The sequence below is a fragment of the Arthrobacter agilis genome, assembly GCF_006494655.1.
Lineage (GTDB): Bacteria > Actinomycetota > Actinomycetes > Actinomycetales > Micrococcaceae > Arthrobacter_D > Arthrobacter_D agilis.
Genome location: NZ_VHIM01000006.1, coordinates 13,687 through 33,220, shown reverse-complemented (window position 1 = coordinate 33,220; position 19,534 = coordinate 13,687). Strand labels below are relative to the sequence as shown.

Below are 19,534 nucleotides of genomic sequence, written 5' to 3'. Positions count from 1 at the left end.
GCCGACCGGTGGCTAGGCCTGGGTATAGGGGATGAAGGCGTTGACGCTGTAGCCGCCACCTGACCGGGGGCCCGCGGTGACAGTGCCGTCATAGAGGCGGACGCGTTCCGTCATACCGATGATGCCCTGTCCGGCGCCCGCCGTCCCGGGATCCGGGGCGGCGCCGCGGCCGTCGTCGTCGACCATGATGGTCAGGCCGCGCTGTCCGTAGTCGAGGCAGACCTCGGTGCTGGTGTCGGCGCCGGCGTGCTTGAGGACGTTCGTGAGGGATTCCTGCACCACGCGGTAGGCGGTGAGTTCGGCACCGAGCGGCAACTCGCGCCGGGGCGAGCCGAGGCGGCGGCACGAGACCCTGACGCCCGCGCTCCGCACGGAGTGGAGGAGCGCATCGACGTCGTCGAGCGTCGGGAGCGGCCGGGTCGAGGCGTCCTCGTCGCCGCGCAGCACGCCCAGCAGGCGACGCATCTCGCGCAGTGAACCCCGGCCGGTGTCGGCGATGGTTCCGAGGGTCTGCACGGCGAGTTCCGGCCGCTGTACGCTCGCATATCGCGCGCCGTCGGCCTGGGTGATGATCACGGACAGGGAGTGGGCCACGATGTCGTGCATCTCCCGCGCTATGTGGCTGCGCTCGTCAGCAGCAGCGAGATCCCTCTCCTGCTGGCGCTCCACCTCCAGGCGCCGGGCGCGGTCCTCGAGGGCCTGGTACGTCAGGCGGCGCGACCGGGCGAGATCGCCGATCGTCCAGGCGAGCAGCACCAGCGACTCCGCGAAGAACAGGACGATGAGGAAGAGCGGAACCGTCGCCAGCACCGAGCCGTCCCCGGTCAGGCCGAAGTTCTCGCCGTACCGGACGAGTCCTATCGCCGTGCCGGCGATGGCGAGTCCCAGCGAGCCGAGACTCGCCCACCGGGGTGCGTAGGCCGCGAGGGTGTAGAGGGTGATCAGGATGACGAACTGCGTCGGCACGGGTTCCACTCCCGTGACGAGTTGCAGGACCGAGACGCCCGCGATCACGCCCGCGGACAGGATGGGACGGGATCGACGCACCGCCAGTGCTGACACCAGGACCGTGGAGACCAGGAGGACGATCTCGTAGTCCTGTGCGCCGCCCGCGGCGAACGGGAGCACGAAGACCACGAGGATCGCCAGTGCGAGACAGAGGTCGATCGTTCCGGGATGGGTGCGGAGCCAGCGTGCGATCCGCAGGTGGATGTCCATTGGAGCAACTCTAGGGGGGCTGCGCGCCGTTCCACATCCCACTAGGGGTGGACCGATCCGGGCCCGTCTCACCCTGCGGACGGATTGGGACACATCCCACGGTTTTCCTACGCTGGAGCCATGACTCCAGCCCCCAAGAGCATCGACCTCGCCGTCATCCCGGGAGACGGGATCGGCCCCGAGGTGACCGCCGAAGCCCTCAAGGTGCTCCGGGCCGTGCTGGGCGACGACGTGGCCCTGGAGTCCACCGAGTACCCCCTCGGTGCGCAGCACTGGCTGGCGACGGGGGAGACCCTGCCCGATGAGACCCTCACCCGGCTCCGCGGCCATGATGCGATCCTCTTTGGCGCAGTCGGCGCGGCGCCGGGAGACACCCGCATCCCGTCCGGTCTCATCGAGCGTGAATTCCTGCTCAAGCTCCGCTTCTCGCTCGACCACTTCGTGAATCTCAGGCCGTCCCGCCTGTTCGACGGCGTCTCCAGTCCGCTCGCCGACCCCGGCGCCATCGACTTCGTGGTGGTCCGGGAGGGGACGGAGGGGCCCTACACGGGCAACGGCGGAACCCTGCGCGGGGGAACGCCCCACGAGGTGGCCACGGAAGTCTCCCTCAACACCGCCCACGGGGTGGAGCGGGTGGTCCGGGACGCCTTCCAGCGCGCGTCTGCACGCCGCGGGAAGCTCACCCTGGTGCACAAGCACAACGTGCTGGTGTACGCGGGGCATCTGTGGAGGCGCACGGTGGAAGCGGTGGCGCTCGAGTTCCCCGAGGTGACGCACGACTACCTCCACGTGGACGCGGCGATGATCTTCCTCGTCACCGACCCGTCGCGCTTCGACGTGATCGTCACGGACAACCTCTTCGGCGATATCGTGACCGACCTGGCCGCAGCCGTCACGGGAGGTATCGGGCTCGCCGCCTCCGCGAATCTCAACATGGACCGCACCGCGCCCTCGATGTTCGAGCCGGTGCACGGCTCCGCACCGGACATCGCCGGCCGGCAGATCGCCGACCCGACGGCCGCGATCCTCTCGGCCGCGCTCCTGCTCCGCCATCTCGGACTGGACGCGCAGGCAGGACGCATCGAGCGGGCCGTGGAGGAGGACGTCGCGACGCGGACCGCGGGCCGCGGAACCGCCGCCGTCGGCGATGCTATTGCCGCCGCCGTGTCCTAAGGTGGTTACACATCATTAACCCAGTGCCGGTGCACTGACCATCCACGGGCGACGGCGGCCCTGTCGCCTGTGCGGCCCGCGTGAGCGCGGAGGAACCATGACAGCCACCGATACCCAGTTCGCCCAGCACCTGTCCACGCAGCGGGTGCCGGACGAGAAGCGGATGGCGATCCTCGCCGATCCGGGCTTCGGCAACTATTTCACCGATCACACGGCGATCGTCGACTTCAGGGTCGACGAGACCGGCACGGGGGGCTGGCAGGACGCGCGGCTGGAACCCTACGGTCCCATCGCCCTGGACCCCGCCGCGGCCGTGCTGCACTACGGCCAGGAGATCTTCGAGGGCATGAAGGCCTACCGGCATGCGGACGGCTCCATCTGGACCTTCCGCGCGGACGCCAACGCGGCCCGTCTGAATCGTTCGGCCGTCCGCCTCGCGCTGCCGCAGCTTCCCGCGGAACTCTTCCTCGAGTCGCTGCGGCAGCTCGTCTCCGCCGACCAGGACTGGATTCCGTCCGGGGACGGCGAGAGCCTCTACCTGCGCCCGTTCATGATCGCCACGGAAGCGTTCCTCGGCGTCCGCCCGGCCCGGGAGGTCTCCTACCGGGTGATCGCGTCCCCCGCGGGGAACTACTTCGGCGGTGAGGTGAAGCCGGTCGACATCTGGGTGTCCCGGACCTATGCGCGTGCGGGACGCGGCGGGACGGGTGCCGCGAAGGCAGGCGGCAACTACGCTTCCTCCCTCGCGGCCCAGCTCGAGGCGGAAGCGCACGGCTGCAAGCAGGTGCTCTTCCTCGACCAGTTCAACGACAACGCGGTCGAGGAGCTGGGAGGCATGAACGTTTTCTTCGTTTTCCGTGACGGGTCGATCGTGACGCCGGCCCTCTCCGGAACCATCCTGGAGGGCGTGACGCGTTCCTCGGTCATCCAGCTGGGACGCGACCGCGGCCTGGAGGTCACTGAGCGGAAGATCACCCTGGACGAGTGGCGTGACGGGGTCGCGAGCGGGGAGATCACCGAGGTCTTCGCGTGCGGTACGGCCGCCGTCATCACCCCGATCGGCCAGCTCCGTGACGGGGACGACTACATCGGTACGGCCGGAGCCCCCGCGGGCGAGGTCACGATGTCCATCCGCAGCGAGCTGCTGGGCATCCAGACCGGGGCCGTCGAGGACACGCACGGCTGGCTGACGCGCCTGGTCTGACGGATCTGATGCCCTGCAGGGGTGCTCGTGGATCGTGGTCCCGGGCGCCCCTGCTGCCTCCCGGGCGACCCTGCTGCGCAGGGGGAGCAGGAGGGCGCCCCGCGGGTACGGTGATGTCCGACGGCGTGATCGTCAGCCTCGTCAGGCCCACCGCGTCAGGCTCACCGCGTCAGGACGACGTCGTCACTTCCGCGCTTTTCACGCCGTCGCCCAGCTGCAGGTGATGGGTCGTGGCGAGCAGCGCGCCTGCCTCATCCGCCGGCAACGGGCGGCTGAAGTAGTACCCCTGCCCGCTGGCGCAGCCCAGCGCGCGCAGCTGTTCCGCCTGTTCACGGGTCTCGATGCCCTCGAAGACCGCCTCGAGGCCGGCTGCACGGATGAGCTGCAGGATCGCCGCGACGAAATCGAGCTGACCCGCCCTGGTGTTGAGCTCCACGAGCAGCGAGCGGTCCACCTTCACCATGCTGACGGGAAGCTCCCGCAGGTAGCTGATGGACGAGTAGCCCGTCCCGAAGTCGTCGATCTCGATGCCCACGCCCAGCTGCTGCAGGCTCAGCAGGGAGTACATCTCGACCTCGCCCCGCGTCACGATCGCCGTCTCGGTGATCTCCACCACCAGGTTGCCGGCCGGCAACTCCAGCTCGCGAAGCAGTGATCGGATGTGGTCCACGAGATTGAGTTGCTTGAGTTCCATCGCCGAGAGATTGACCCTCAGCTGGAAGTCGTCGTCGAGGTCGAGCTCGGAGCGCCATCGGGCCAGTTGCCGCAGCGATGCGGCCATCACCCAGCGGTCGAGGTCGTGGATGACACCGATCTCCTCCGCCAGCGGAATGAAGGTGTCCGGCGGGATGAGCCCTCGGAGCGGATGCTGCCACCGCACGAGGACCTCGACCCCGAGAATGCGGTTCGTCGCGAGTTCCACGACGGGCTGGTAGTGCAGCACGAGTTCGTCGGCACTGATGGCACCGCGCAGTTCGGTGGCCATCTGACTGCGTAGCTGCCGCGAGTAGAGCATGACCGGCTCGAACACCTTGATGATGCTGCGGCCTTCCCGCTTCGCCGCGTACATGGCGGTGTCCGCGTCCAGGAGCAGTTCCTCGGCGCTCTGGTCGGCCGTTCCGAGGCGGACCCCGATGCTCGCCCGGGAGTGGATGTAGAGCGAGTCGAGCCGGATCTGCTCACCCAGCACCTCCAGCGCCCGGCGGGCCACCTGCATGGCGATGTCCATGGTCGCGGCCGGCAGCAGGATCGCGAACTCGTCGCCGCCCAGCCGCGCCACGAGGTCGCTCTCCCTGACCACCCCGTTGAGGCGGGAGGCCACCTCCTGGAGTACGCGGTCGCCGGCGTCGTGGCCGAACCGGTCGTTGACGTTCTTGAAGCTGTCGAGATCGAGGAGCAGCAGCGCAGGCGGGGCCGCGCCGTCCGCGGCCTGGCCGAGGGCTTCCTCGATGGCGTCCATGAGTGCCACGCGGTTGGCGAGTCCGGTGAGGGCATCGGACATCGCCATCTTCATCATGTCCAGGTGCGCCTGCCGCAGCATGGCCGTCCGGCTCTCCACACGCTTCTCGAACTGCTCGTAGACCTGCTCGAGTTCCTCGGCGAGCAGGTTGACACCCGTGATCACGGCGTCGACGTCGTCCCGGGCACTGGACGGCTCGATGCGGCTGCTGAGCTCTCCCCGCGACAGGCGCACGATGCTCTCGACCAGCATGGCGAGCCGGGGATCCTTGTGGTCAGCGCTCATCGGTTCCAGCGTACATTCCTCGTGGGGCGGGAGTCGGAGCCCGAACCGCAAGGGTACGGGCGGTGAACAAGCGAGATGCCGTGCCGTGCGACGGAGCCCGTCCGGACGATTGGCCTCGTCATGGCGCTCTACCCCCGTACGCTCGCCGAAGAATGAAGATGTGCCCGGCGTTGTCCTGCGCCGGTGGAAGGTGTCGATGGGCGAACGACCGTTCATCCGCCACCCGACGGGGAAACACTAGCATTCGGTCGAGCCGCAGAGGCTGCTATCGGGCATCAGCGTTTCGTCAATTTCTACGTCTGATTCGCGAGACAGGAGAACCCCGGTCGGAGCGGGAGTAATGGGGGAAAACGCCCGGCCCGACCAGGGCCTCGGAACCAGTCTACGTCAGCCGCTCCGTCTGCGGGACCGCACGCGGCGACGACGCCCTGGATGACACCGATGCCCGATCCGCTCGGCAGGAGGTGCCGCGCTCAGGCGCTCGGGTGCTCGATGCTGCGGATCAGCCCGCGGGCCATGGAGGCGCGGTCCTCGGCTCCGGACGCGAGGAAGAGTTCCTCTCCGATCGTCAGGTGCCGGACGGCGTCGGTCTCGTGTCCGCAGGCCGAGAGAGCCTGACCCAGGAGGAAGTGAGCCTGGGCCGCAACGTGGGAAGCGAGCAACTCCTCGCGTTCGATGATCGCATTCAGGTGGCTGACAGCCATCTCGAACTGCTCGGTGAGAACGAGCCACTGCGCCCGTGTCAGTTTCAATTCGAGACGATCACGCTCGGTGCCGCCGACGATCGATGCCGCGAGCTCCGCGCGTTCGATACATTCGAGCGTCTCTGGTCCAGTAACTCCGGCGGTCAGCCTGAGCGACGCGGAAGCCCGGTTGAAGTGAGCCCAGAGGTCCAAATCATTGGTGGGCGAGAGATTCTTGGCTGCTAGCTGGTGATACGCCACCCCGTCGGAGATCCTGTCCAGGAGAAAGGCTACATTTCCGATGGCCCAGTAGGACTGTCCCGCATACTTGTTGTCCCGATCCTGCTTCAGGAGGTCGTCGAGGAGGAGGGACTCCTTCCATGCCTCGGGAAGCAGCCCGCTCTCCGCCAGGGCCGCGATGAGAGCATTCATGGCTTCGACAGCGACTTCGGTGTGGTCAGGGCCTGTCATCGCCTCCTTGACTGCGGCGCGTGCAGCTTCCACTGCTGAAGGCAGGTCCCCGCTTCCCTGCAGCGCAAATGCCCTCAGAGTCGAGACCCGGGCCTTGAGGGCCGGCGACCTCTGGGTCACCGGTGAAAGCTCGAGACGCTCTGCCACAAGTCGGGACTCGTCCATCAAGCCTTGTTTTCGAAGACACTCCCCAGCGAGGAAGGAGGCATTCCACAAGCCCTCTTCATCGTCGTTCGCCCTGCAGAGGTCCGCCCACGCGTCGGCAAGCCGCTGCGCACCGGAATAGTCCCTCTGGTTCCACGCATCGCGTGCCCGGAATTCGAGGATCAGTCGCTCACCTGGGGCTTCTCTGTCTGCCATTCGTCTTATCGGCCTTCCGCCTCTGTTGACCGTGCTCACCACTTTATGGGCGGCCGGGTGTCATGGATCCACTGGACGAAAAGATTCTAAAAAAAGTAAGTGAAAAATGTTACTAAAGTGGCTGGTGTGGCTTACGATGTTTTCAGAGGCGCTCGTGGTACGGGCGGAACTCCACAACCACTGTCGATCACCGTCAAAGGACACTCCATGAAGCGCATCACCTCCGCACTGCTGCTCGCCGCACTCCTCGTCACCACCGGCGCGGCCACCGCGAATGCCGCTCCGGCCAAGAGCGGTGTAGTTGCTCCCGTATCGTCGCTGGACCGCGTGGGCAACTGGCCTTTCTAACTCCACCATCGGCATGCAGCGCTCTTGCGTAAGCTGGGCGCCCTGCTGATCCACCGGAGTACCTATACCGCGGGCACCCTCTTCGCTGGGGAGGGAGTGCCCGCGGTATCTCCTTTTAATCACCAAGCCGCCCGTACCTGCACCGTCCTGGGCCGGACCCGCGTCGCCGACGGTGCGCGCTAGGCTGGACCGCATGCGAATTGCACGCTTTGTAGTCCATGATGACCCCCTCTTCGGCATCGTCGAAGGCCCCGCCGGCAGCGAGGAGGTCGCCGTCATCCAGGGCGATCCCTTCTACAACGGCATCCAGCTCACGGGGGTGCGGCACGCGCTCGAGGACGTCCGCCTCCTCGCCCCGGTCATTCCGCGCAGCAAGGTGGTCGGCGTAGGCCGGAACTATGCCGACCACATCCAGGAGATGGGTAGCGAGACGCCTGCGGCGCCCCTGATGTTCCTGAAGCCGAACACCTCGGTGATCGGGCCGGGCGACCCGATCCTGCTTCCCTCCTTCTCCGACCAGATCTCCTACGAGGCCGAGCTCGCGGTCGTCATCGGGAGGATCTGCAAGGATGTTCCACTCGAGCGCGTCGACGACGTCGTCTTCGGGTACACGTGCGCCAACGACCTCACGGCCCGCGACGTGCAGAAGACCGACGACCAGTGGGCGCGGGCCAAAGGCTTCGATACTTCCTGCCCGATCGGACCATGGATCGAGACCGACCTCGACCCGGAGAACCTGTCGATCCGCGGAACGCTCGACGGCGAGCTGCGGCAGGACGGTTCCACGAGCGACATGATCTGGGGCGCGCGCGAACTCGTGGCCTACGTCTCGCAGGCCTTCACGCTGCTCCCGGGAGACATCATCCTGACGGGGACCCCCGCAGGCGTCGGCCTGATCTCGGACGGCCAGCGCTTCGACGTCGACGTCGAGGGGATCGGTCGACTGTCCAACCCGGCCCGGCGCTGACCCCGTGAGCGTCGCCGGTTCCCCGCACGGGGGACCGGCGACGCACCCCCGCAAGGGGTCCCGCCTAGACTGGGGTCATCATGACTATCTCCGCTGAACTCCCCGTCGTCACCGATGCCACGCCCGTCAGGGTCCGATTCTGCCCGTCGCCGACGGGCACGCCGCATGTCGGGCTCATCCGGACGGCGCTCTTCAACTGGGCGTATGCCCGCCACACCGGCGGCAAGCTCGTCTTCCGCATCGAGGACACCGATGCCGCGCGTGACAGCGAAGAGAGCTACCAGCAGTTGCTCGAGTCGATGACCTGGCTCGGGATCGACTGGGACGAGGGTGTGGAGGTGGGCGGCCCGCACGCCCCCTACCGCCAGTCGCAGCGCGGCGACCTGTACCGGGACGTGATCGAACGGCTCACCGACGCCGGCCATCTGTACGAGTCGTTCTCCACCCCGGAGGAGGTCGAGGAGCGCCACCGTGCTGCGGGCCGCGACGTGAAACTGGGCTACGACAACCACGATCGCGAGCTGACCGAGGAGCAGAAGGACGCCTTCCGCGCGGCGGGCCGGCCCGCCGTCCTGCGCCTGCGGATGCCGGACGAGGACATCACGTTCACGGACCTCGTGCGTGGAGACATCACGTTCCGCGCCGGGAGCGTCCCCGACTTCGCGGTGGTCCGGGCCAACGGTGCGCCGCTCTATACGCTCGTCAACCCGGTGGACGACGCCCTCATGGGCATCACCCACGTGCTGCGCGGCGAGGACCTGCTCTCCTCCACGCCCCGCCAGGTCGCGCTCTACCGCGCGCTGATCGACATCGGCGTCGCGAAGTACATGCCGCTCTTCGGTCATCTGCCCTACGTCATGGGCCAGGGCAACAAGAAACTGTCCAAGCGGGACCCCGAGTCCAACCTGTTCCTCCACCGCGAGCGGGGCTTCATCCGTGAAGGACTGCTCAACTACCTCTCGCTGCTCGGCTGGAGCCTGTCGGCGGACGAGGACATCTTCTCCGTGGACCAGCTGGTGGAGAAGTTCGACGTGCGCGACGTCCTCGCCAATCCGGCCCGCTTCGACCTCAAGAAGGCCGAGGCGATCAACGGCACGCACGTGCGCCTGCTCGACCCGGCGGAGTTCCGCAGCCGGCTCCTGCCCTACCTCGCTGCCGAGGGCGTCATCGGCAGCGAGCCGACCGACGACGAGCTGCGGATCGTCGCCGCGGCAGCACCCCTCATCCAGGAACGCATCACCCTCCTCGGCGAGGCCCCCGACATGCTCGCCTTCCTCTTCAAGGAGGACGACGCCGTCGACATCGCCGACGACGCCCGCAAGGGGTTGCCCGCGAACCTCGCGGAGATCCTCGACGCGACCCTTCAGGCACTGGAGGCGTGCGAGCAATGGGACGCGGACTCGTTGCAGGCGGCCCTACGTGGCGCCCTGGTGGACACCCTCGGCCTCAAGCCCCGGCTCGCCTTCGGTCCCGTACGCACCGCGATGTCGGGCAGGCGCATCTCCCCGCCCCTGTTCGAGTCGATGGTGATCCTCGGTCGCGAGTCCTCGCTCAGCAGGGTCCGCGCCCTGCGTGCCACGGCGCACTGACGCATGCCGGCGGAGACAGGGGCCGGCCGTGCAGGAGTGACGGCTTCACCGGTCGGGGAGGTGGCGGCGGTCCTGTTCGACATCGACGACACGCTCGTGGACCTCGAACGGGCGATGGGCCGGACCCTGCAGTCCATCCCCGATCCGGCGCTCGATCATCTCGGCGACGACGACTGGGTCCGGTACAAGGCGCTCTACACCGCCGATCCGCAGCGCCACTACGGTCGATTCCTCGCGGGCGAGCTCACCTTCGAGGAGCAGCGGGTGCACCGCGTACGGCACGCCCGGGCCGGGTTCACCCCCGAGCCGTTCCTGGGATCGGTGGCGGAGGCCTGGGTGCGCGCCTACGAACAGACCCTGCCGCTGCACTTCAGGGCGTACGACGACGTCGTCCCCCTGCTGGATGCCCTGGACGATCGCGGAGTACCGTACGGCGCGGTGAGCAACAACGTGCACGACTACCAGCGCGCGAAGCTGGACCGGGCAGGGCTCCAGCGGATCCGGGTCCTCGTCGGGATCGACACCGTCGGGGTGGCGAAGCCGGAGCCCGCCATCTATCGGGAGGGCGCCCGCCTGCTCCACACCGATCCGGCACGAACCCTCTACGTGGGGGACAACCTCGTCGTCGACGCACAGGGGGCGCGCGCTGCGGGCCTCGTCGGGGTGTGGCTCGATCGCGCCGGGGGCTCGGCAGCGCCGGGAGTGCCATCGAGAGCAGGACGGTCGGCGGCAGCAACCTGCGCGGGAACGAGGGATGCGGGCACCGGAGAACGAGGGGATGCTTCCGGATCGTCAGAGCCGGAGGAGGTTCCTCGCATCGGGGGATTGGACGCCGTTTTGCAGTTCCTGCCATCCGTCCGGTAACGTTATATCTCGGCGCGGAGCGGTTACGCGGTCGAAACCCGGCACGATCAGGGCTTCGGGAAGTGCCATTGGGGTATGGTGTAATTGGCAACACACTGGTTTCTGGTACCAACATTCTAGGTTCGAGTCCTGGTACCCCAGCGCAATCCGGCCCTGACGGGCAGGGTGGCAAGAGCAGTAAAAATGAGTAGTAAGATGGAAAAGTACGGGCCCCATCGTATAGCGGCCTAGTACGCTGCCCTCTCACGGCGGTAACGCGGGTTCGAATCCCGCTGGGGTCACATCGGTCCGCATGGACACACAGGACGTCCCGGTCATCATCACGATGACCGGGACGTCCTGGTTAACGGGGATGCGGGGGAGTCCCGACCCTACGGCCGTTCCACTGCCCCGGCTGGCATGATGGTCCCATGAGTGCACCCTCCCCGGCCGGCGATGCCCGCGGGCTCTCCCCGCTCCTGCGGGAGGTCAGCACAGCACTCCAGAGCCTGAGCTTCCCCCTCGCCCTTCCGGCATCAGCCGATGCGCGCGGTGCCGCCGCGTCCGCCCGAGCGCAGCTCGGCGACTACATTCTGCCTCGCCTGGCCAGCCTCGACGCGCCGCTCGTGGCTGTGGTCGGTGGCTCGACGGGCGCCGGCAAGTCGACCCTCGTGAACGCGATCGTCGGACGAGCGGTGTCCGTTGCCGGTGCAGTCCGGCCCACCACCCGGCAGCCCCTCCTGCTGCACCACCCCGATGACGGCGCCTGGTTCGACGACGCCCGCATCCTGCCCACGCTGAGCCGGGTACGCCTGTCCGGTGATCTGCCGGGCGCCGGGGACGGCGGGAGCGCCGGAGCGGGTGCGGGTATCAGCAAGGCCGGCCCGGAAGTTACGGCCGGCATCCCGGCCCTCGCCGTCGCACCGTCGAGGGCCGGGCGACCGCCGGTTCCGGCGAGCAGTGGGCCGGAGCATCAGCCGCGGCTGCATCAGGCGACGGGAGCAGACACCCTGCTCCTCCGGCCGATGCCGACCCTGCCCGCCGGACTCGCGCTGATCGACACGCCCGACGTCGATTCGATCGCCGACGAGAACCGCCGGCTCGCGGGGCAGCTGCTCGCTGCTGCCGACCTCTGGATCTTCGTGACGACCGCGAACCGCTACGCAGACGCCGTGCCGTGGAAGCTGCTGGCGGAGGCGGGCCGTCGCGACATCCTGGTGGCGGTGGTGCTGGACCGCGTGCCGCCGGGAGTGGAGGAGGAGATCCGCGGAGACCTGCTGACACTACTCGCCGCCGAGAATCTGGGGCATGCCCCGATCTTCGTCATCCCGGAGGTGCGGCTCGCGGGGGAGCGGATGCTTCCCCCGGACGCCGTCGAGCCCATCTCGCGCTGGCTGCAGGCACTGGCAGCGGACGCGGAGGGCCGCCGCGACATCGCACGGCGCACGGTGGGAGGTGCCCTCCGCGCGCTCGCAGGACAGCTCGAGACCATCGGCGACGCCGTCGCCCAGGAACAGCTGGTGGGTGACTCGCTGCACGCCGCGGTCCAGGCTGCCTTCCGCGATGCCCGCGCCGATGTGCTCGCCGCCACCGAGGACGGCCGGTTGTTGCGGGGCGAGGTCCTGGCCCGGTGGCAGGATTTCGTGGGGACGGGTGAGTTCATGCGTGGACTGGAGACGAGGATCGGGCGCGCGCGTGACCGTGTGACGGCCTTCTTCACCGGGAAGCCGGCACCGGCGTCGACGGTCGCCGAGGCGATCGGGAGCGGGCTGCAGACCGTCATCGTGGAACAGGCGGCCCGGGCCGACGAGGCGACCAGGCGGCGGTGGCGGTCCGACCCCGCGGGGGCGGCGCTGCTGGTGGACGTTCCGGCCTGGCAGGCCGAGGCCTTCTCGGGGAAGGTGGCCCGGGAGATCCGTGCGTGGCAGCAGGACCTCCTCCAGCTGGTCCAGGCGGAGGGCGCGGACAAGCGGTTCACGGCGAGGATGCTCTCCTTCGGGGTCAACGGCATCGCCGTCGCGCTGATGGTGGTGGTGTTCGCCTCGACGGGTGGATTGACGGGCGGTGAGATCGGGATAGCCGGAGCCTCGGCGATCGCGGGCCAGAAACTGCTGGAGGCGGTATTCGGCGACGATGCGGTGCGCCGGCTCGCCGCGACCGCACGCCGGAATCTCGCCGACCGCGTCGAGAGCCTGTTCCAGCTGGAGCAGGCGCCGTTCGAGGCATGCCTGGCTCCCCTCGCTCTTCAGACCCCGGCCGAATCGCTCCGCGTCCTTGCACGTGAGCTGCGCACCGCGTTGCCCGCGGGGCAGCGGGACCCGCTGGAGGACGGCGCGTGAACCGGCAGGGGAAGCCGGCGGGCTTGGCAGCGCCCGCGACCACCCTCGGCAGGGTGCTCGACCAGTTGCGCGAGGCCCGCGACCTCGGCGCGGACCGGTTGCCGGAGGATCAGTTCCAGCGCCTCTCCGGCGTCCTGGAGCGAGCGGGCACGCGCCGCTCGTTGTCCGCGGCCCACACCGTCGTGGGTGTGTTCGGACCGACGGGTAGCGGAAAGTCATCCCTCGTGAATGCCCTGAGCGGCACGGACGCGGCGCGTGTGGCCGCACGCCGGCCCACCACCTCCGAGCCGCTGGCACTCGTGTGGGGACGGCAGGGGAGCGACGGACTGCTCGATTGGCTCGAGGTGCGCACACGCGTCGACCTGCCCGACGGAGCGCCGCTCGCCGCCGCGCCCGCCGTGAACGTCGGCGGGCGGGTGGCCCTGGACGAACGGGCGCAGGACGGTCGTGGTGCCGGCTCTGAACGCGCTGTCGTGGCGGAGCGGACAGGAGAACACTCCGGTGGGCGGCAGCTCCCACCGTCGGACGGCACTGCGGACGACGACGGCGTGTCCCGCACCCGCAGGCGGTGGCTCCGCTGGCCCCGGCGCTCGCGTCGGCAGCGCCCTGCCGGGCCGACGCCGCGTCCACCCGTGGTGCCGGAGGCGGTGGACGTGACGGCCGGCCTGATCCTGCTGGACCTCCCCGATTTCGATTCGACCACGCTCGCCCACCGGGAGATCGTGCAGCGGCTGGCCGGGCAGGTCGATGTGCTCCTGTGGGTCGTCGATCCCCAGAAGTACGCGGACGCGGCCCTGCACCACGACTTCCTGCGGGGGCTCGCAACCCACGAGGCCGTCACGCTGGTGGCCCTGAACCAGGCGGACCGGCTCGAGCCGGCCGACCTCGCGGCGGTCACGGCGTCCCTCTCGGCCATCCTCGCGGAGGAGGGGCTGCGGAACGTCGCCGTCCTCCCGGTATCCGCACGGACGGGCCAGGGCGTGCAGGAGCTCGCCGCCCGCATCAGGGAACTCGCGGAAACCCGCGAGGCCGCGACGCACCGGCTGGTGGCGGACGCGTCCCGCACGGCCGCCGAGCTCCTGCCGTTCGCCTCCGGCGGACCCGTCACCGAGGCTGCGGAGGAGGCCCGACAGGCGCTCGCCGAAGAGCTGGGAGTCGCGGCCGGGGTCGGCGTGGTGGTGGATGCCGTCCGCAGTTCCTATCGCCGCGACGCCCACGCAACGGCCGGGTGGCCTGTGACGCGCTGGCTCGGCCGGCTCCGCCCCGACCCCCTGCGGCGTCTTCACCTCCGCTCGCAGGACGTGATCCCCGAACTCAGGAGTTCGTCCCTCCCACTCGCGCAGCCCGCACAGCGCGCGCGTGTCGATCATGCGCTGCGGGTGTTCGGCGACGCCGCCGCCGCCGGCGCCGTTGAGCCGTGGCACACCTCGATCCGCGCTACCGCCCGTGGTACCGCGGAGGACGTCACCGATGCACTGGACACCGCGGTCACCGGCACCGACCTCGAGACCGTCAGGCGTGCCTGGTGGAGTGCCTTCGGGGTGGCGCAGTGGCTGGCCTTCGCCGCCTTCGTCGGCGGCCTGGCGTGGCTCGGTGTGCTGGCCGTCCTGGGGTTCTTCCAGTTGCCCGTCGTCGACGTCCCCCGCGTCGAGGGTTTCCCGGTCCCGACACTGCTGATCGTCGGTGGGCTGGCGGCGGGCATCCTGGTGGGGGCCATCGCGGCGGTTTTCGCTCGCTGGGGAGCGGCCCGTCGCGCCTCCCGCGTCCGCAGACGGTTGCTCGCCGCCTGCGGAGGCGTTGCGGACGACGTCGTCCTGCGGCCCGTGCGTGACGAGGTGGAGCGGTACAACGCCTTCAGCTCGACCGTCCGGTCCGCCGCGTCGGGCGTCTGACGCCGGAACGCGGTCCGTGGGTCACGCGGAGACGGGAAGCGGCCCGCGCGTCAGGCGGATGCCGCCGTCCTGGCCGTCGCACTATGGCCCGAGCACACCCACTCGACGGACCCGGTCCGGATGCGTTCCGCCAGGAGCTGCACGGTCCGCGCAGCGACCGCCCCGTCGTTGATGAACGGCGCGAAGAAGTCGCGCACCGTGCCGTCCGACGCCACGCGGACGGCGTCACCCGTGAACAGCACCCCGCGCCACTGGTAGGCGTAGTGACCCGGTGTGTGGCCGGGGGTGGGGAGGTAGTGGAGCCCGGAGAACACCTCGCCCGAACCGCTCAGTTCCCGTGCCCCCGACGGCAGGGTCACCGGCGCCACCTTGCCGAGTACTTTCCTGAACAGGGTCTTCGGTGCGATGCGCCCGCGCAGAACATCGGCGTCCGCGGCGCCGATCCACACGGTCGCGCCCAGCGCAGCCTGGAGCTCGTGTGCCACCTGTGCGTGGTCGGCGTCGTAGTGGGTCAGGACGATGTCGGTGATCCGGCCCGTCGTCGCCTCGTTGGCGCGCAGTTCGGCGAGCACGGCGTCGCGTCCTGAGCTCATGCCCGGATCGATGACGGCGGCCCGCCCCGCGCCGGCCACGACGAAACCGTGCGAACCCTTCTGGTGTTCGAGCTGGTAGCAATCCTGGGCGATCAGTCGCATGGCTGTCCTTCGGTGGGTCGACGGGTGTGCTGGTCATCGGGGTGCGGGCTCGGCGGTGAAGCTGCCGCAATCTTGCGCCTTTTCCGTGCTCGATACGACGCGGGTCTTCGGGCAGGAAAGGAAGGATAAGGGGTAGGTGGGATCTTTCCCTGCCCCGTGGAGCGCGGAAGGAATCATGGTGATCAAGAACGGCTGGACCTCTGACAGGAGCGGAGCCCGCTACCCCCGTCAGGTCCAGGAGGAGGTCCTGCCCGCAGCCGGACGACGGCGCACAGGTGAAGGGCTCGCGGGCTTGCGTTCCACCCGAGGAATCGGTGCCTTCTCACTGACGCTCCTGATCCTCATGTTCGTCGTCGCAGGGTCGTATGCGCTCGCCGTGGTGTCCCGCCGCTCCGAGGAGTTCAGCCCTCTTGTCGATGGGGTCCTGAGCTTATCGGCCATGTGGCTTCCCACCCTTGCCGTCTGGACCACGGTGATCCGAGCGCGCGGCCGGCGCCCGGACCTCATGCTGTCGGCCGGCGCCCTGTCCTGCTGGGCGGCGGGCACCACCCATTACGTCATTCGCACAGCTCAGGGTGTCGATGTTCCGTTCCCCTCCCCGGCGGATCTCGGCTTCTCGGGCTTCTATCTTCTGATGGTGGCGGCCCTCGGTTTCATCGTCCGGAACCGGCTGCGGGCCATGACCTGGCCCGTGGTCCTGGACGGAGCGGTCGGCGCGCTCGGGGCGGCGGCCGTTCTCGGCGTCCTGCTCGGTCCCCTGCTGGAATCGGCGCTCGGCGGCCCGCGGACCCTGGCCGTCGTTCTCGGCGCAGGCTACCCCTTAATGGATCTCATCCTGGTCGCGACGATCATCGGGGTCACCGCGACCACGGGCTTCTCCGCCGGTGAAGGCTGGATCTTCGTGGTGCTGGGTCTGGTCACCTTCACCGGTGCGGATGTGGTGTACGCCCTGCTGGAACTGAACAATTTGTATGTCGTCGGGATGCCGGTCGACGCGGGGTGGGGCATCGGCATGGCGCTGATCGCGGCGTGGGCGGTGCTCCAGGGCACGACCGTTCCGAGTGACTCGAGGAAGCGGCTGGCCGTTCCAGTGCAGACCGTCCCGGCTGTGGCAACCCTCGCCGGGCTGGGAGTCCTGATCCTGGCGTCGCAGCAGCGCGTCGTGGTCCTCGCCGTCGTGCTGGCCGGACTGACGCTGGCACTTGCGGCACTGCCGCTCGTGTTCCGTCAACGGCTCCAGCTGGCACAGGTCACCGAACAGGCACGGACCGACGAATTGACCGGCCTGCCGAACAGGCGCGCCTTCTACACGGATGTGCCAGAACGGCTCACGGCGGACTCCCAGCGTCCTAGCGCCGTCCTGCTGCTGGACCTGGACAAGTTCAAGGAGATCAACGACGGCCTCGGCCACGACGTCGGTGACACCCTCCTGGCGCAGGTCTCCGTGCGCCTGTCCGCCCAGCTGCGCCCGGCAGATCTGCTCGCCCGCATCGGGGGCGACGAGTTCGTGATGCATCTGGCCGCCTGCGGACAGGACCAGGCCGCCTCGGTGGCGGAGAAGCTGAGGACCGCACTCGCCGAACCCTACGATCTGGGGGGCATCACCGTGCACGTCAACGCGAGCATCGGCATCGCGTGCTTCCCGGATCAGGGGAAGGACCTCACCATGCTGCTGCGCAAGGCCGACATGGCCATGTACACGGCGAAGACGACTCATAGCGGCTACGCCGTGTACTCCGACGGCGCCGCCGAGGGACTCTCGCTCCACTTCCACTCGGTGAAGAGCCTGAACGACGCGCTGACCGAGAACCAGCTGGTTCTTCACTTCCAGCCGAAGATCGACCTCGCCACGGGAGGGGTCCGCGGTGTGGAAGCCCTCGTGCGCTGGGACCACCCGACGCTGGGGCTCCTCGGGCCCGACACCTTCCTGAAACGGTTCGACGAGGCCGGGCTGCTGCCCGCGCTGACCGACGTCGTCTTGGCGCAGGCCCTCGATCGCGCGGCGGTCTGGGCTGCCCGCGGCGAGACTTTGTCGGTGGCGGTGAACCTGGCGGTCAGTTCCATCATGGACTCGCGGCTCCCGGCCCAGATAGCGGTTATGACGGCGTCGCGGGGGCTCTCCCCGTCGGTGCTCGTGCTGGAGATCACCGAGGACGCCCTGATCGCGGACCGCCACCGGGCATCGGTCAATCTCGCAGCGCTGCGGGACATGGGCGTCAGGATCGCGGTGGACGACTTCGGCAAGGGCTACAGTTCGCTGTCCTACCTGCGCGAGTTCCCCATCGACGAGCTGAAGCTCGACAAGTCCTTCATCCTCACCATGATGGACGACGCCCGCGCCACGGCCCTCGTGGTGTCCACCATCGACCTGGCGCACAGTCTGGGGCTCGAGATGACGGCCGAGGGTGTCGAGGACACGGAGGCATACCAGGCGCTCAGCAGGTTCGGATGTGACCTCGCGCAGGGATTCCTGATGTCCCGGCCCATTCCGGCTGCCGAACTCGACGTGTGGCTCAGCGCGCGTGTGGCTCAGCTCCCCACCGATCTCCACCTCCTCCTCCGGCAGGACCCCGACACGGCAGTGGGCCCGGCGTCAGCTGTCGATACCCGCAGCAGGGAGGTCGCGGGCGACCTGCAGTGACGCCCGGAACACCCCGTCACTCGAGCAGTCGAAGGACCTTCTCGACGGTGTTCAGGTTCCGGGTCGTCGAGACGGCGGCGTACCGGGTGCGGGAGAGCACCTTCGCCAGGGGCACGTCCGTGGAGCGGCCCTTCGGGCAGAACCAGGCGACGGCGGTGCCTCCGTCCAGGCCCACAGGCCTGTCGGTGAACTCCCGGACCTCGGCCAGGAAGGCATCGCGCTCGTCGGTGCCCGTGAACAGGGTCACGTAGGTGTGCAGCTCCGGCAGGACAGGTACCCCGGTCCCGCCGGCAGTCGGAGCCGGAGTCGGGGACGACGGGGGGACCGACGCCGCCAGGGCGCGAAGATCCTCGTGGGCCACCACGATCACCCACGCCTCGTAGCCGAACCGGTGGCTCAGGGAATCCTCGACTGCGGCCTTGAGGGCTGCCGCGTCAAGCTCCGAAGTGCACGTCACGTTGCCGCTCGCCAGGACGGTCCTGACGTCCCGGACGGGGAGCTCTTCCAGGAGTTCGCGGAGGTCCGCCATCCGCACGGTGATGCCGCCCACGTTCACTCCACGGAGGAAGACGGCGAAGCGGCAGGCCGTGCGGGGCGGCTCGTCGTGATCGTCCTGCCGGCGGTCGCCCGAAGGTCGCGCGCCCATGTCAGTCCGCGGCCTTCGCGACGGCGAGGGTCAGCTGCTTCGCCGCGTCCGAGACGACCTCCGCATGGATGCGGCCCGGCTGCCGCGTGAGGCGCTCCATGGGACCGGAGATCGAGACGGCCGCGATGACCCGGCCGGAAGGGCCCCGCACGGGGGCGGACACCGACGCCACGCCCGCTTCCCGTTCGCCGAGGCTCTGCGCCCACCCGCGGCGCCGGACGCCGGCAAGGACCGTGGGCGTGAAGCGTGCGTTCTGCAGGCCCTTCAGGAGGCGGTCGTGGTCTTCCCAGGCCAGGAGGCACTGCGCCGCCGAGCCCGCCCGCATGGACAGCTGGGTGCCCACAGGGATGGTGTCGCGCAGGCCCACGGGTCGTTCGGCCGATGCCACGCAGACGCGCCACTCGCCCTGCCGGCGGAACAGCTGGGCGCTCTCACCGGTGGCGTCCCGCAGGCTCAGCAGCACGGGTCCCGCCGCGGCGATCAGGCGGTCCTCACCCGCGGCGGACGCGAGCTCCACGAGTCTGCTGCCGAGGACGAACCGCCCCTGCATGTCCCGTCCGACGAGCCGGTGGTGCGCCAGCGCCAGGGCCAGCCGGTGGACCGTCGGTCGGGCGAGTCCCGTCGAGGCGACGAGCTGGGCGAGGGTGGTGGGCCCCGCCTCGAGGGCGTCGAGCACGAGGGCGGCCTTGTCGATCACGCCGACGCCGCTAGAATTGTCCAT

General features: G+C 69.1%; 15 protein-coding genes and 2 tRNA genes. 11 read left to right on the top strand and 6 right to left on the bottom strand.

The features are described 5' to 3' along the window. Window positions 1–12 precede the first annotated feature (12 nt). Window positions 13–1,218 (bottom strand): sensor histidine kinase, encoded by a 1,206-nt coding sequence (locus tag FJV46_RS10320; protein ID WP_087027524.1) that lies wholly within the window; start codon window positions 1,216–1,218, stop codon window positions 13–15. Between the two features lie 120 nt (window positions 1,219–1,338). Between FJV46_RS10320 and FJV46_RS10315 the strand changes: the two genes are divergently transcribed. Next, on the top strand, window positions 1,339–2,391 hold the full coding sequence (locus FJV46_RS10315; RefSeq protein ID WP_087027526.1) for a 3-isopropylmalate dehydrogenase: 1,053 nt from the start codon (window positions 1,339–1,341) through the stop codon (window positions 2,389–2,391). A gap of 97 nt (window positions 2,392–2,488) precedes the next feature. Continuing rightward, window positions 2,489–3,595, top strand: coding sequence for a branched-chain amino acid aminotransferase (locus tag FJV46_RS10310; protein WP_087027528.1), 1,107 nt, complete (start codon window positions 2,489–2,491; stop codon window positions 3,593–3,595). A gap of 169 nt (window positions 3,596–3,764) precedes the next feature. On the opposite strand, the gene FJV46_RS10305 is transcribed toward FJV46_RS10310, so the two are convergent. Together FJV46_RS10305 and FJV46_RS10300 are read right to left on the bottom strand one after the other, a co-directional pair. Further along, a complete protein-coding gene (locus FJV46_RS10305) occupies window positions 3,765–5,339 on the bottom strand; it encodes a putative bifunctional diguanylate cyclase/phosphodiesterase (protein ID WP_087027530.1) in 1,575 nt (524 codons plus the stop codon). Between the two features lie 473 nt (window positions 5,340–5,812). Then, window positions 5,813–6,853, bottom strand: coding sequence for a tetratricopeptide repeat protein (locus FJV46_RS10300; RefSeq protein ID WP_126130607.1), 1,041 nt, complete (start codon window positions 6,851–6,853; stop codon window positions 5,813–5,815). A gap of 207 nt (window positions 6,854–7,060) precedes the next feature. Between FJV46_RS10300 and FJV46_RS15235 the strand changes: the two genes are divergently transcribed. From FJV46_RS15235 to FJV46_RS15390, 8 genes are all read left to right on the top strand, one after another. Continuing rightward, the gene (locus FJV46_RS15235; RefSeq protein ID WP_158250129.1) at window positions 7,061–7,201 is read left to right on the top strand and encodes a hypothetical protein; all 141 of its coding nucleotides are present in this window, start codon (window positions 7,061–7,063) and stop codon (window positions 7,199–7,201) included. Between the two features lie 193 nt (window positions 7,202–7,394). Then, window positions 7,395–8,168, top strand: coding sequence for a fumarylacetoacetate hydrolase family protein (locus FJV46_RS10295; RefSeq protein ID WP_087027534.1), 774 nt, complete (start codon window positions 7,395–7,397; stop codon window positions 8,166–8,168). 80 nt (window positions 8,169–8,248) lie between these two features. Continuing rightward, window positions 8,249–9,757, top strand: a complete 1,509-nt coding sequence (gltX, locus tag FJV46_RS10290; protein ID WP_087027536.1) for a glutamate--tRNA ligase — start codon at window positions 8,249–8,251, stop codon at window positions 9,755–9,757. 36 nt (window positions 9,758–9,793) lie between these two features. Beyond that, on the top strand, window positions 9,794–10,621 hold the full coding sequence (locus FJV46_RS10285; protein ID WP_232008401.1) for an HAD family hydrolase: 828 nt from the start codon (window positions 9,794–9,796) through the stop codon (window positions 10,619–10,621). 69 nt (window positions 10,622–10,690) lie between these two features. Further along, window positions 10,691–10,762 (top strand) — tRNA-Gln (locus FJV46_RS10280). Window positions 10,763–10,829: 67 nt separating this feature from the next. After that, window positions 10,830–10,902 (top strand) — tRNA-Glu (locus tag FJV46_RS10275). A gap of 129 nt (window positions 10,903–11,031) precedes the next feature. Beyond that, window positions 11,032–12,939 (top strand): dynamin family protein, encoded by a 1,908-nt coding sequence (locus tag FJV46_RS10270; RefSeq protein ID WP_087027540.1) that lies wholly within the window; start codon window positions 11,032–11,034, stop codon window positions 12,937–12,939. Further along, on the top strand, window positions 12,936–14,831 hold the full coding sequence (locus FJV46_RS15390) for a GTPase (protein ID WP_087027541.1): 1,896 nt from the start codon (window positions 12,936–12,938) through the stop codon (window positions 14,829–14,831). Before FJV46_RS10270 ends, FJV46_RS15390 begins: the two co-directional genes overlap by 4 nt. A 50-nt stretch (window positions 14,832–14,881) precedes the next feature. Here the strand turns inward: FJV46_RS15390 and FJV46_RS10260 are convergent, their stop codons facing one another. Next, a complete protein-coding gene (locus FJV46_RS10260) occupies window positions 14,882–15,526 on the bottom strand; it encodes an MBL fold metallo-hydrolase (RefSeq protein ID WP_087027543.1) in 645 nt (214 codons plus the stop codon). Between the two features lie 175 nt (window positions 15,527–15,701). Between FJV46_RS10260 and FJV46_RS10255 the strand changes: the two genes are divergently transcribed. After that, entirely contained in the window at window positions 15,702–18,167 is a 2,466-nt protein-coding gene (locus FJV46_RS10255) for a putative bifunctional diguanylate cyclase/phosphodiesterase (protein WP_087027545.1), read from the top strand. 16 nt (window positions 18,168–18,183) lie between these two features. Here FJV46_RS10255 and FJV46_RS10250 read toward each other — a convergent pair whose 3' ends face one another. Both FJV46_RS10250 and FJV46_RS10245 read right to left on the bottom strand, forming a co-directional pair. Then, window positions 18,184–18,813 carry a DUF1697 domain-containing protein gene (locus tag FJV46_RS10250; protein WP_087027547.1) on the bottom strand — a complete coding sequence of 210 codons (630 nt, stop codon included), beginning with the start codon at window positions 18,811–18,813 and terminating at the stop codon, window positions 18,184–18,186. A 1-nt stretch (window position 18,814) separates the two neighbouring features. Then, the gene (locus FJV46_RS10245; protein WP_087027549.1) at window positions 18,815–19,534 is read right to left on the bottom strand and encodes an IclR family transcriptional regulator; all 720 of its coding nucleotides are present in this window, start codon (window positions 19,532–19,534) and stop codon (window positions 18,815–18,817) included.

Excerpts from the sequence above, each read along its gene's own strand:
- FJV46_RS10245 (WP_087027549.1), bottom strand. The coding sequence starts at position 19,534 with ATGGACAATTCTAGCGGCGTCGGCGTGATCGACAAGGCCGCCCTCGTG.
- FJV46_RS10255 (WP_087027545.1), top strand. The coding sequence starts at position 15,702 with ATGGTGATCAAGAACGGCTGGACCTCTGACAGGAGCGGAGCCCGCTAC.
- FJV46_RS10300 (WP_126130607.1), bottom strand. The coding sequence starts at position 6,853 with ATGGCAGACAGAGAAGCCCCAGGTGAGCGACTGATCCTCGAATTCCGG.
- FJV46_RS10305 (WP_087027530.1), bottom strand. The coding sequence starts at position 5,339 with ATGAGCGCTGACCACAAGGATCCCCGGCTCGCCATGCTGGTCGAGAGC.
- FJV46_RS10250 (WP_087027547.1), bottom strand. The coding sequence starts at position 18,813 with ATGGGCGCGCGACCTTCGGGCGACCGCCGGCAGGACGATCACGACGAG.
- FJV46_RS10310 (WP_087027528.1), top strand. The coding sequence starts at position 2,489 with ATGACAGCCACCGATACCCAGTTCGCCCAGCACCTGTCCACGCAGCGG.
- FJV46_RS10260 (WP_087027543.1), bottom strand. The coding sequence starts at position 15,526 with ATGCGACTGATCGCCCAGGATTGCTACCAGCTCGAACACCAGAAGGGT.
- FJV46_RS10270 (WP_087027540.1), top strand. The coding sequence starts at position 11,032 with ATGAGTGCACCCTCCCCGGCCGGCGATGCCCGCGGGCTCTCCCCGCTC.
- gltX (WP_087027536.1), top strand. The coding sequence starts at position 8,249 with ATGACTATCTCCGCTGAACTCCCCGTCGTCACCGATGCCACGCCCGTC.
- FJV46_RS10320 (WP_087027524.1), bottom strand. The coding sequence starts at position 1,218 with ATGGACATCCACCTGCGGATCGCACGCTGGCTCCGCACCCATCCCGGA.
- FJV46_RS10295 (WP_087027534.1), top strand. The coding sequence starts at position 7,395 with ATGCGAATTGCACGCTTTGTAGTCCATGATGACCCCCTCTTCGGCATC.
- FJV46_RS15235 (WP_158250129.1), top strand. The coding sequence starts at position 7,061 with ATGAAGCGCATCACCTCCGCACTGCTGCTCGCCGCACTCCTCGTCACC.
- FJV46_RS10315 (WP_087027526.1), top strand. The coding sequence starts at position 1,339 with ATGACTCCAGCCCCCAAGAGCATCGACCTCGCCGTCATCCCGGGAGAC.